Below are 12456 nucleotides of genomic sequence, written 5' to 3' on the forward strand. Positions count from 1 at the left end.
GGCTGAGATTCTTACAGGAGAGAGATGATGGCCCGTGCCTGGACGCTGACCTCACGCCCCCAGGGGCTGCCGACGATGGACAATTTCGCGCTGGTCGATCTGCCCGCGCGTGACCTGAACGATGGCGAGGTGCGCATCGCCAACACGTGGTTGTCGGTCGATCCCTACATGCGCGGCCGGATGAATGACGTGAAGAGCTACACGCCGCCGTTCGAGCTCGACCAGCCGATGCAGGGCGGCGCGATCGGCACCGTCGTCGAAAGCCGTTCCGACCGGTTCAAGCAGGGCGACACCGTCCAGCATTTCGCCGGCTGGCGGGACGAGGCCATCCTGCCCGCCGAGCAGGTACAGGCGCTGCCCCAGCTCGACGTCGATCCGCAGGCGTTCCTGGGCCAGCTCGGCATGCCCGGCATGACCGCCTATTTCGGCCTGCTCGAGGTCGCCGGCGCGAAGGAAGGCGACACCGTTTTCGTCTCGGCAGCGGCGGGCGCAGTCGGGTCCACCGTGGTGCAGATCGCCAAGGCCAAGGGCTGCCACGTCATCGGTTCGGCCGGCGGCGCGGACAAATGCGCCTGGGTCCAGTCGCTCGGTGCCGATGCGGTGATCGACTATAAGAGCGGCACTCCGGTGGTGAAGGCGTTGGGCGAGGTCGCGCGCAACGGCATCGACGTCTATTTCGACAATGTCGGCGGCGACCATCTCGACGCCGCGCTGGCGCATGGCAACCTGCATGCCCGCTTCGCGATCTGCGGCATGATCGACGTGTACAACAGCGCCAAGCCGACCGAACTTCGCTACCTTGCGCGCCTCATCGGCATGCGGATGCGCATCCAGGGCTTCATCGTCAGCGACTATATGGACCGCGCGGGTGAATTCTACCGCGACATGGGCGGCTGGCTGAAGGACGGCAAGCTGAAGCGCAACGAAACGGTGTTCGACGGGCTGGAAGCGACGCCGGACGCGTTCCTCGGCCTGTTCTCGGGCGGCAACACCGGCAAGATGCTGGTGCGGGTTTAATCCACCCGACGATACAGCTGGTCGACCCGTTCCGAGAGCGCGAACTGGTCGACCAGCCGGTAATGGCGTGCGAGCTGCCGCAGCACGAAGCCGCGTGCTTCTATGTCGGTGGCTTCGGGATCGACGCTGCTGATGACGACATAGGCTGGGCGGGCGGCCATGACGCGTGCGAGCTCGGCATGCGGATCGATACCGAGCGTGCGGCTGTCCCCCATCTCGCTGAGAAACGTCGTGAAGTTATAGGCGGTCGGCACGCAGGCGTCAGTCAGCTGATACAGGATCGGATCGCCCTGAAAGACGAACAGGCAGCCTTCCGGTGCCCGGCCGATCGTCGCGGCGAGGCGGTAGGCGCCGTGACCGTCGCCGCGCGTGCCGCGCAGCACGATGGTGTTGACCAGCACGTAGGCAAGCCCGACCGCCAGCACCGGCACAGCGACGGGGACGGAACGGCGCAGCCCCTGAAGCGGCCGTTCCAGTGCCGGCGCAGCGAGCACGGCCAGCGGCACGACCAACGGCAGGGCGTAATGGTCGAAATAGGTGCCGAACAGCAGCAGGCCAACGATCGCCGCACCCGCCCAACCGATCAGCAGGCGTCCCACCGGCCCCCGGCGCGACACGCCCGTCACGCCAAGTCCTGCGACGATCAGCAACGGCAGCAGGTGCAGCGCGATCATCGCCAGCCGCTGCGCCATCAGCGCGCCCCCGGGTGCCTTGCGCAGGAACACCGACTGGAAATTGGCGAAGACCAGCGCATCGACCTCGCCGACATGCCAATAGAGCGCGAACACCGCTGCGGTCGGCAGCAGCGCCAGCACGCACCACAGAAGCGCCCAACCCACGATTCGCAATATCGGCAGTCGGCGAGCCGCCACCAGCAGGGCGACGCCGAAATAGACGCCTTCGAACAACACGGAATATTTGATTTGCAGCGCCACGCCGAACAGCGCCATCGCCAGCGCGGCGTATCCGGCCGCGGTGCGATCGAACGCGGGCCGTTCGTAGACGTGAACCACGCCCCACGCAGCCGCCGCGACCGGCAGATTGTAGAAGACCGGGCTCTGCCCGCCATCGCCACCGTTGACCGACAGATAGACGAGATAGGCGATCCCGGCGAACAACGGACCCCAGCCGTCCGTAACACGGCATGCCAGCCGCTGCACGATCCACGCCGTCGCTGCCGCGCACAGCGTCGCGGCAAGCTGATAGGCGATCACCGCATCGCCGCCGAACATCCGGGTCGCTGCATAGACCAGAAACAGGCCGAACGGCTTGCGGTCCCAGAAATCGACGAAGGGCAGCCCGCGCCCCTGCCACAGCCGGTCGCCGACCAGCAGGTAGAATTGCTCGTCGATATGGACCACCGGATTGCCGAACTGCCACGCCCGGATGGCGAGGGCGGCGGCAAGCAGGATGGCGGCGGTCGCCAGCGAGGATCGCAGGGAAGAAGGCAGCGTCATGAACCGCCACCCTCGCAAGGGGGCATCGCGGCGTCCAGTCTTCGTCGCACCACCCCCTCGGCAAGCGCGCCATGCGCCCTATATTGGCGGCGATGACTGCCTGTCCCGTCGCCGCATGACCGCGCTCACCGCCCGCATGGTGGAGGGCGTGCGCGCCATTCCGGCCGCGCAATGGGACGCCTGCGCCGGCACCGCCAACCCGTTCGTGTCCCACGCTTTCCTGTCCGCGCTGGAGGAGTCGGGCAGCGTCGGCGGGCGCTCCGGCTGGCAGCCTTTGCCAATCGTGGTCGATGGGGCGGACGGCGCGCCGGTCGCCATCGCGCCGGCCTATGCCAAGAGCCACAGCCAGGGCGAATATGTCTTCGACCATGCCTGGGCGGATGCGTGGGAGCGGGCGGGCGGGGCCTATTACCCCAAATTACAGGTCGCCGCGCCGTTCAGCCCGGTGCCGGGGCCCCGCCTGCTGCTGCGCGATCCCGCCGCCGCGCCCGCGCTGCTCGGCGCGCTGGAGGCGGTGACCGAGCAGAACGGCCTCTCCTCCGCCCACGCTACCTTCATCGCGCCCGATCAGGTGGCGGCGTTCGAGGCGGCGGGCTGGCTGATCCGCGAAGGCACGCAATTCCACTGGGCGAACCAGGGGTATGGCAGCTTCGACGATTTCCTGGGTGCGCTCGCCAGCCGCAAGCGCAAGGCGATCCGCAAGGAGCGCGCCGCGGCGGTCGAGGGCCTTACCATCCGCCACCTGACCGGGGCGGACATCGGCGAGGCGGCATGGGACGCCTTCTGGACCTTCTACCAGGACACCGGCAGCCGCAAATGGGGGCGGCCCTATCTCACCCGCAGCTTCTTCCCCCTGCTGGGCGAGGCGATGGGGGACCGCGTCCTGCTGATCCTTGCGATGCGCGACGGCGAGCCCATCGCGGGTGCGCTCAATCTGATCGGCGCGGATACGCTGTACGGCCGCTATTGGGGTTGCACCGAGGACGTGCCCTTCCTCCATTTCGAACTCTGTTATTATCAGGCGATCGACGCCGCGATCGCGCGCGGGCTGAAGACGGTCGAGGCGGGGGCGCAGGGCGAGCACAAGCTCGCACGCGGCTATGTGCCGGTGCCGACCTGGTCGGCGCATTATCTGCCCGATGCCGGGTTCCGCCGTGCGGTCGCCGATTTCCTGGTGCGCGAACGGGCCGCCGTCACCGAGGAGCAGGACTATCTGGCGGAGCTCGCCCCGTTCAGGAAGGGCGGGGGGTAAGCATCACGCGGCGGCGCGGCGGCAGCAGGGCCGGGTCCAGCGTCACCTTCGCCGGCGTGCGGTCGTCGATCCGATAGAGCACGTCCTTGCCGCTGCGCCAGATCGGGGTGAGGCCGGTCAGGAACTCCGGGCCCACGGGCGGCGGGTTGACCAGCCAGACGTAATCGAACGCCTGCCGCGGCAGGAAGGCGAGCGACACCTTCAGCGGCCGCCACCATTCGCCGCGGCAGCGCCGGTCGGTGACGAGCTGCGAGGGATCGTGCGCGAAGGCGCCGGCCGGCGTGTAGCGCACGGTCAGCAGCTGCCCGCCCGCCATCGACCATTGGTCGTTGGCATAAGCGAGCTTCCGCTCCAGCGCGATGCCGGCGATATGCTCTTCGCGCGAATAGAGCCATTCGTCATGGCAGGTGCGCCCGACCATGGTCAGCAGCCGCGCGCCCTGGGGCACATGGTCCAGCGCAGTCAGCGTGCGGTCGTATTCCCGGCTGAACTGCCAATAGCTGATCGTCGTCGCCGCCAGCCGCACGCCGAAAAAGGCGAGGCCCAGCGCCGCCAGCGTCGCGGCGCCGCGGAACGACAGGCCGCGCTTGGGCCGCAGCGCGATCAGCAGGATGGCGAGCACGAACGGCGCGAGGCGCATATCTGCATAGGCCGATCCGAACACGATCCGCGGCAACACGATATAGATGACCGACAGGAACAGCGCCGACAGCAGCAGGTTGCGCGAATATTCGATCCGCTCGTCGCGCACGCCCTTCAGCAGGATGACGAACAGCACGGTGACGGACGCGAGGTCGAACGCCATCCAGCGATCGCGCAGGGACATGATCACCCAGCCCACCTTCGCGCGCCAGTTGAACCAGTCCATCGTCTTGCCGGTGACATGGTCGCCCGAGCGCCACAGCACCATCATCAGGAACGGCAGCGCGAGCGGCAGGCAGCCGATGGCGGCGCGCACCCAGCTTTCCAGCCAATGGCCGCTCTGGCTGTCCTTGCGCCGGTCGTGCTGGCGGATCATCTCGGCCGAGAAGGCGAGGATGCCGAGCACGCCCCAGCCGAAGGTGTGGCAGATCCACAAGGCGCACGACAGCGGCACGAACAGCACCGCGCGCAACCGTACCTTGCGCAGCCGCCCCATGCGCAGCCACAGCGCGAACAGGTTGAGCGCCAGCGCCATCGACAGCGCGAAGTTCACGAAGCCGAACTGGAACGGGTAGCAATAGGCCAGCGGGAGGGCGAACAGGGCGGTCGCCGGGATACGCCCATGCACCTCGCGCGCGATCCACAGCAGGCCCGACACGGTGAGCGCCGGGATCGCCATGACGATCAGCTTCACCGCGAGCTCGAGGCCGAAGATCGGCGCCAGTGGCTCGATGAGCAGATCGACGCCCAGGTTGCCGATCATCGACCACTGGAAATTATACCAGTCGTACAGCCAGCGATGCGCGCCATCGTCCAGCTGCACGCGATACCGGCCCATGTGACCGGGCAGGTCGACCAGCGGCGGGATCGTCGGCCACACGAGCGGGATCATCGTCGCGATCACCACCGCCACGACGAACGTCCGCGTTTGCCACCAGTGCAGCTTATGCCCCTGCATCGCGCCGCCTTAGGGGCTTTGGCGTGGCCACGACAAGCATTGTCGCAAAAAGTTCCCGCGCGCGTGCGATGAAGCGAGGATTTTGTTGATCCAAATTAGGTGCGGAACGGCCGCAGCAGCCACACCGTCACCCCGGCCTCGAGCCGGGGTCCCGCTTCTTTCTTGCGCCGAACCCCAAAAGCGGGACCCCGGGTCAAGCCCGGGGTGACGGGAGGGGAGGGGGGGCGCCTCGGCCCACCGACACCGTCACCCCGGACTTGGTCCGGGGTCCACTTCGCGGCGAGGGGGTGGTCAAAGGCTCCAGCCGCGCCCTCGCGGCCCGGTGGACCCCGGAACGAGTCCGGGGTGACGGGGGGCGAGTGGCGAAGGCCTAACCCCAAGATACCCCGTCATTCCCGCGAAGGCGGGAATCCATAACCTCCAACGTCGGCGATGGAGTTGCAACGGAAACGCGTCTGGAGTCCCGCCTCCGCGGGATTGACGAACGCGTCTCGGAACGCCTTACGCGTCCCGCCGCCCCAGCAACCGCAGCCGCAGCGCGTTCAGCTTGATGAACCCGGCCGCATCGCGCTGGTCGTAGGCGCCCTGATCGTCCTCGAACGTCACGACCTTTTCCGAATAGAGCGAGTTCGGCGACTTGCGGCCGACGATATACACGCCGCCCTTGTACAGCTTCAGCCGCACAGTGCCGCTCACCTTCGCCTGGCTGTGATCGATGGCGGCCTGCAGCATCTCGCGCTCGGGCGAGAACCAGAAGCCGTTGTAGATCAGCTCGGCATAGCGCGGCGCGAGTTCGTCCTTCAGGTGCGCGGCGCCGCGATCCAGCGTGATCTGCTCGATGCCGCGGTGGGCGAGGTGATAGATGGTGCCGCCTGGCGTTTCGTACATGCCGCGGCTCTTCATGCCGACAAAGCGGTTCTCGACCAGGTCGAGCCGGCCGATGCCGTGGCGACGGCCGAGTTCGTTGAGCTTGGTCAGCAGCGTCGCCGGGCTGGTCGCCTCGCCGTTCAGCGCCACGCCGTCGCCGCGCTCGAAATCGATCGTGATGTACTCGGGCGCGTCGGGCGCGTCCTCCGGGTTTACCGTGCGCGAATAGACGTAATCGGGCACCTCCTGCCACGGATCCTCGAGCACCTTACCCTCGGACGAGGTGTGGAGCAGGTTCGCGTCGGTCGAGAAGGGCGATTCGCCGCGCTTGTCCTTGGCGACCGGGATCTGGTGCTGTTCGGCGAATTCGATCAGACGCGTGCGGCTGGTCAGGTCCCATTCGCGCCACGGCGCGATCACCTTGATGTCGGGGTTGAGCGCGTAATAGCCGAGTTCGAAGCGGACCTGGTCGTTGCCCTTGCCGGTCGCGCCGTGGCTGACGGCATCGGCGCCGACCATCTTCGCGATCTCGATCTGGCGCTTGGCGATCAGCGGGCGCGCGATCGACGTGCCGAGCAGGTACAGCCCCTCGTACAGCGCGTTCGAGCGCATCATCGGGAACACGTAATCGCGCACGAATTCCTCGCGCAGATCGTCGATGAAGATATGCTCGGGCTTGACGCCGGCCATCTGCGCCTTCTGGCGGGCGGGCTCCAGCTCCTCGCCCTGGCCCAGGTCGGCAGTGAAGGTGACGACTTCGCAGTTATACGTCTGCTGCAGCCATTTCAGGATCACGCTCGTATCCAGACCGCCCGAATAGGCGAGGACGACGCGGTTGATCTGATCGGTCACGGCACGGGTTCCTTGGACCATGGAATGGATGGCCGCGCCCCTACGGCCCACAGCGCTGCGGTGCAACGTCTGCGTTCACCGCGGGTTTAGGCGCGGCGGCCTACAGGCCCGTTTCGAACATGTATTCCGGAGTTCCCATGATCCGCACCGCACTCGTCATCCTGCCGCTGCTCATCGCCACCCCGGCGCTCGCCGCGGGCAAGGCCGATCCCAAGGCGGCAGCGAAGATCGATCCGCGTATCAAGGCGGATTTCGACAAGACCGACACCAATCACGACGGCTTCATCAGCCGTGCCGAGGTCGATGCCCGCGTCGCGCGCATGGATGTCGGCAAGACGCAGATGCCCGCCGCCAAGGCAAAGGCGATGGCCGACGCCTGGTTCAACACCGCCGATGCCAACCACGACGGCAAGGTTTCGCCCGCCGAGATGCAGGGCCTCTTCCGCGCGATCGCCTCGCGCTACGACCTTAATCATGACGGCGTCATCAGCCTCGACGAACGCGCCGCCGCCCGCGCCGCGGTCATGGGCGGCCCCGCCAAGGCGCTGCCGCAGGGGCGCTAACGGCGCGCTCCGGTCGCCCCAATCCCACCCGTCACCCCGGACTTGATCCGGGGTCCCGCTTCTCCCTCGCCCGCAGGATCAAGCGGGACCCCGGCTCAAGGCCGGGGTGACGGGAAGAGGTACGTGACCGCCACGCCCGCCCGACCCGTCATTCCCGCGAAGGCGGGAATCCATAACCTCTGACGTCTCGGCAAGAGGCGCAACGATAGCGTGTCTGGATTCCCGTCTCGGCGGGAATGACGGCAGCGGAAAGCGGCGAACCTACCGCCCTCTCAGCGCCCGCTCCCCCTCGAACATATAATCCCGAACGATCGGCAATTCCGTCCGGCTGCGGCTGAACTGGATCTGGAAGTTGCACAGCCCGCCATTCTCGAACGCCATCGCGGCCCCAGCGAGATAGAAGGTCCACATCCGGTAGAAGCGCTCGTCGTACAGCGCCACGATCGCGTCACGCGCCTTCAGTGTCCGCGCATACCATTCGTGCAGCGTATAGGCATAGTGCAGTCGCAGCACCTCGACGTCGGTCAGGAACATCGACAATCCCTCGAACGCCGCGATCGTCTCCGACAGCGCGGGATTGTAGCCACCGGGGAAGATGTATTTCGTCGTCCAGTCGTCGGTAACGCTCGGCGGTCCGAACCGGCCGATCGTATGCACCAAAGCGACGCCATCGTCGGTCAGCAGGTCGCGGCACTTGCGGAAATAGGTCTTGTACTGCGGCGGCCCGACATGTTCGAACATGCCGACCGACACAATGCGGTCGAACCGGCCCTCTACGCGCCGGTAATCGATAAGCTCGAACTTTACCCTGTCCGATACGCCCGCCGCTGCGGCCCGCTCGCGCGCGATCTTCAGCTGTTCTTCGGACAAGGTGACGCCCAGCACCTCCACGCCGAAATGCCGGTTGAGGTACAACGCCATGCCGCCCCAGCCACAGCCGATGTCGAGCACGCGCATGCCCGGCCGCAGCGCCAGCTTGGCGGCGATATGCGCCAGCTTGTCGCTCTGCGCCTGCTCCAGGCTATTGTCGGGGTCGGTGTAATAGGCGCAGCTGTACTGCTTGTCCGCGTCGAGAAACAGGTCGTACAGCCGCGCCGACAGATCGTAATGGTGCGCGACATTCTGCTTCGACCGCCGCTCCATGTTGATCCGATCGAGCCGGTGCTTCACGGCGCCGAGGCCCCGCACGAACGCGGAGGGCTGCAACGCATTCTGCCCGCGCTCCCACGGGGAATTGCCAGTCATCAGCTTGACCAGCCCCATGATGTCGTCGCCGTCGACGGTCAGCCGCCCGTCCATGTACATTTCGCCGGCGGCGAGCGCGGGGTTGCGGATGATGCGGCCGGCGACGCCCGAATCGGCGAAGCGGATGGTGATATGGCCGAAGGCAGGGTCGGGCGTTCCGAAGGTCGCGGGGGCCTTGCCGGGCCGATGGAGGGTCAGTTGGCCACGCTTGACGGCGCGGCTGAGGAACATGTCGATCAGCGCCATGGGGAAGCTACTATGCCCTAGATGCCGGCATACCAATCGTAATCGACATTGTCCTCCCAATAGCCGCCTTTGCCTTTACCTATGCTATTGAGATCGCTGACCGCGGTGATCCCGGTCACGTATTTGGCATGTTTGTAGCCCAGCTGCCGCTCGACGCGCAGCCGCACCGGGGCGCCATGCGGCACGGTCAGCCGCGCGCCATTCATCTTCAGCGCCAGGATCGTTTGCGGGTGAAAGGCATCGATAGTGTCGATCGATTCGTAATAGGGCTCGCCATTGTACAGGTCCGCGCAGGTGAACACGACGTAGCGCGCGCTCTGGCGCATCCCCGCCGCCTTCAGCACCGTTCCCAGCATCGGCCCCTGCCACTGGCCGATCGCGCTCCACCCCTCGACGCAATCGTGGCGGGTGATCTGCGACCGTGACGGCATCGACGCGAGCTGCGCGAGGCTCAAGGACAGCGGCCGGTCGACCAGCCCGCCGACAGCCATGCGATAGCTCGCGAACCCGTCCGCCACCATCGCGGCATAGGCCGGCGTCCCCGGATCGCGCGTGCCGTTGGCGCGGAACACCGGCGACATCTGTTCGCGCGTGAATTCGGGCGCCAGCGCAGCGCGATTCATCAGCGCGCGCTGCAGCCCCTTGTGCATATCCTCGCCCGCGAACAGGATTTTGCGCGCCTGCGGGTTCGCCACGATCTTGTCGCACCCGGCGAGCAGCAGTCCCGCCGACCCGACGATCAGATTGCGTCGCGCCAGGATCATTCCGGCACCCGCCATCTGCCGGTCAGCATCGATCGCACCTCGTTCCACGCGCCCGCCAGGATCACGAGCACCAGATGCACGACGATGAACCCGCCGATCAGGCTCGCCGCGATGAAGTGGATCGAGCGTGCCGACTGCCGTCCGCCGAATATATCGAGCAGCAACGGCCATGCCGCATCCATCCCCGGCGACAGCGCGAGGCCGGTGAAGATCATCACCGGCAGCGCGACGAAAATGACGAGGATGTAGCTCCATTTCTGCAAGCTGTTGTATGCACCCGGATCGTCGGCGTCGTGGAAGCGGAAGTTCCAGTGATCGCGCACATCCTCTGCCAGATGCCGGGCGCTGACGTCCTTGGCGCTGAGCTTGAGCCGCGCGAAATGCCGGTTGAGCAGGCTCGCCACCATGAACGCCAGCAACCCGAACGCGAACACCAACGCGAAGAACAGGTGCCAGCGCCGCGAGATCGCCAGATTGTAGTTCGCCGGGATCGTGATCCACGCCGGAAAGCGCGGCAGCTGCGCCCAGGCATGGTCGAAGTTCGCACCATAGCGCCCCCAATACAGCCGCGGATGGGCGTTGGAGATGCCGAGTCCACTGCCCAGCAGGATGAAGACGGACACCGCATTCACCCAATGCCACAGCCGCGTCGCGAGCGCGTGGCGCAGGATCGTCGTTCCGGGCGTTTGCGCAGCCATAGCATCCGTGTAGCAGGGGCGGGACTATGACGACTAGCTGGCATTTCTACGAACCCGCGAACGGCCATGGCCTGCCGCACGACCCCCTCAACGCCATCGTGGCGCCGCGCCCGATCGGCTGGATCGGCAGCGTGTCGGCGGACGGCGTGCCAAACCTCGCGCCGTACAGCTTCTTCAATGTTTTGAATTATCGGCCGCCGCTGATCGGCTTTTCGTCGATGGGGTGGAAGGACAGCGTCGCCAATATCGACGCGACCGGCGAATTCGTCTGGAACCTCGCGACGCGTGACCTGGCCGACGCGATGAACGCAACCTCGGCCGGAGTCGGGCCGGAGGTGGACGAACACGCGCTTGCCGGCCTGGAAACCGCGCCCTCGCGCCTCGTCGCCCCGCCGCGCGTCGCGGCCAGCCCGGTCGCGTTCGAATGCAAGCTCACCCAGATCGTCCGCCTGCAGACCAAGGAGGGGCGCGAGCTCGACCAATATCTGGTGATCGGCGAAGCGGTCGGCATCCACATCGATACCGCGCTGCTCGACGACGGCATCTACCAGACCGCCCGCGCGCGTCCCATCATGCGCGGCGGCGGACCGGCGGACTATTTCGAGATTACCGAGGCCAATCGCTTCGCCATGCGTCGGCCGGGGTAGCGGCGACGGTCTTCCCAAGCGCACCGCCACCGCTTACGCACGCATGACGAGAGGGGAGAGCCGCGAGTTGACCAAGAGCGAACGACGCGAGCCGTCCCATACGCTGATCGCGCGCGACCTCGGCATCGCGATCGTTACCGGCCGCTATCCGCCCGGCGGCATCATCCCCGGCGAGGTCGATCTCGCCGCGCAGCGCGGCATTTCGCGCAGCGTCGTGCGCGAGGCGCTGCGCATGCTGTCGGCCAAGGGCCTCGTCGAAAGCCGTCCCAAGGCCGGTACGCGCGTGCGTGAGCGCGCGCAGTGGAACCTGCTCGATCCCGACCTGCTCGCCTGGATGTTCGAAGGCGAACCGCCCGCCAGCTTCGTGCGCAGCCTGTTCCAGCTGCGCATGATCGTCGAACCCGCCGCTGCCGAAATGGCCGCGACCTTCCGCACCGACGAACAGCTCGCGCGGATGGCGGCGGCGCTCGACGGGATGCGGCGACACGGCCTCGGCACGGCAGAGGGGCAGGCGGCCGACCAGAGCTTCCACAATACGATCCTGGAGGCGACCGACAACGAACTGCTCGTCAGCCTTTCGGGTAGCATCGGCGCCGCGGTGCGCTGGACGACGATCTTCAAGTTCCGCCGCCGCACCAAGCCACGCGATTCGATGCCGCAGCACCACCGCCTGTACGAAGCGATCCGCGCCCGCGACACCGTATCGGCTCGCGCCGCGACCCTCGTCCTGCTGGAACAGGCGCACGAAGACACGGAACGCTCGTTGCTGGAATAGGGGGGGCATGCGTTTCCCGGCGAACGTCAGGATGACGGAGGATGAGGACTGGCGCTCTCCCATTCGTCATTCCCGCGCAGGCGGGAATCCAGACGCGTTACCGTTTCGACTCCATCACCAGCGGTAGCGGTTATGGATTCCCGCCTTCGCGGGAATGACGGGGATGGGGGGCTTCCGCCGCACCATCAACGGCCGGCATCAGCAGCCACTAGGAAAGAGAGGGCGGCTCACCCCTATTCGTCATCCCGACGAATGTCGGGATCCATGGACGCGGTGCGCTATGGTCGGTGCACAACCATCTGCCGGGCGTGTCCATGGATTCCGGCGTCCGCCGGGATGACGGGAGACGAGGGCGCCGGGCTCCCCCCAACAAACGTCATTCCCGCGCAGGCGGGAATCCAGACGCGTTACCGTTTCGACTCCATCACCAGCGGTAGCGGTTATGGATTCCCGCCTTCGCGGGAATGACGGGG

Annotated in this window: 11 protein-coding genes; 5 read left to right on the top strand and 6 right to left on the bottom strand. The window is 66.7% G+C overall.

The window, feature by feature from the left end; translation table 11 throughout:
• Positions 1–24 precede the first annotated feature (24 nt).
• Positions 25–1017: an NADP-dependent oxidoreductase gene (locus ACGVWT_RS13665; protein ID WP_315460610.1), complete on the top strand. Its 993-nt coding sequence runs from the start codon at positions 25–27 to the stop codon at positions 1015–1017.
• Here the strand turns inward: ACGVWT_RS13665 and ACGVWT_RS13670 are convergent.
• A complete protein-coding gene (locus ACGVWT_RS13670; RefSeq protein ID WP_315460609.1) occupies positions 1014–2474 on the bottom strand; it encodes a hypothetical protein in 1461 nt (486 codons plus the stop codon). The genes ACGVWT_RS13665 and ACGVWT_RS13670 overlap by 4 nt on opposite strands.
• A 115-nt stretch (positions 2475–2589) precedes the next feature.
• Between ACGVWT_RS13670 and ACGVWT_RS13675 the strand changes: the two genes are divergently transcribed.
• Complete coding sequence (locus ACGVWT_RS13675) at positions 2590–3726, top strand: GNAT family N-acetyltransferase (protein ID WP_315460608.1); 1137 nt, start codon at positions 2590–2592, stop codon at positions 3724–3726.
• Here ACGVWT_RS13675 and ACGVWT_RS13680 read toward each other — a convergent pair.
• A complete protein-coding gene (locus ACGVWT_RS13680) occupies positions 3707–5326 on the bottom strand; it encodes a hypothetical protein (RefSeq protein ID WP_315460607.1) in 1620 nt (539 codons plus the stop codon). The genes ACGVWT_RS13675 and ACGVWT_RS13680 overlap by 20 nt on opposite strands.
• Before the next feature lie 501 nt (positions 5327–5827).
• The gene (locus tag ACGVWT_RS13685) at positions 5828–7045 is read right to left on the bottom strand and encodes an argininosuccinate synthase (protein WP_116461370.1); all 1218 of its coding nucleotides are present in this window, start codon (positions 7043–7045) and stop codon (positions 5828–5830) included.
• A 137-nt stretch (positions 7046–7182) separates the two neighbouring features.
• On the opposite strand from ACGVWT_RS13685, the gene ACGVWT_RS13690 reads away from it, so the two are divergent.
• Complete coding sequence (locus ACGVWT_RS13690; RefSeq protein ID WP_017979968.1) at positions 7183–7608, top strand: EF-hand domain-containing protein; 426 nt, start codon at positions 7183–7185, stop codon at positions 7606–7608.
• Between the two features lie 261 nt (positions 7609–7869).
• Here ACGVWT_RS13690 and ACGVWT_RS13695 read toward each other — a convergent pair whose 3' ends face one another.
• From ACGVWT_RS13695 to ACGVWT_RS13705, 3 genes are read right to left on the bottom strand one after another with little or no spacing between them, the layout of a single operon-like run.
• A complete protein-coding gene (locus ACGVWT_RS13695) occupies positions 7870–9099 on the bottom strand; it encodes a cyclopropane-fatty-acyl-phospholipid synthase family protein (RefSeq protein WP_315460606.1) in 1230 nt (409 codons plus the stop codon).
• A 17-nt stretch (positions 9100–9116) separates the two neighbouring features.
• Positions 9117–9863 carry a molybdopterin-dependent oxidoreductase gene (locus tag ACGVWT_RS13700; RefSeq protein WP_394426810.1) on the bottom strand — a complete coding sequence of 249 codons (747 nt, stop codon included), beginning with the start codon at positions 9861–9863 and terminating at the stop codon, positions 9117–9119.
• On the bottom strand, positions 9860–10561 hold the full coding sequence (locus tag ACGVWT_RS13705; protein ID WP_315460604.1) for a cytochrome b/b6 domain-containing protein: 702 nt from the start codon (positions 10559–10561) through the stop codon (positions 9860–9862). The genes ACGVWT_RS13700 and ACGVWT_RS13705 overlap by 4 nt, the downstream gene beginning before the upstream one ends.
• A gap of 26 nt (positions 10562–10587) precedes the next feature.
• Here ACGVWT_RS13705 and ACGVWT_RS13710 point away from each other — a divergent pair, with 26 nt between their 5' ends.
• Positions 10588–11208, top strand: a complete 621-nt coding sequence (locus ACGVWT_RS13710; protein ID WP_315460603.1) for a flavin reductase family protein — start codon at positions 10588–10590, stop codon at positions 11206–11208.
• 67 nt (positions 11209–11275) lie between these two features.
• Entirely contained in the window at positions 11276–11983 is a 708-nt protein-coding gene (locus ACGVWT_RS13715; RefSeq protein WP_043060185.1) for a FadR/GntR family transcriptional regulator, read from the top strand.
• Positions 11984–12456 lie beyond the last annotated feature (473 nt).

This window comes from Sphingomonas sp. S6 (assembly GCF_043498045.1).
In the GTDB taxonomy this organism is placed as follows: Bacteria; Pseudomonadota; Alphaproteobacteria; order Sphingomonadales; family Sphingomonadaceae; genus Sphingomonas.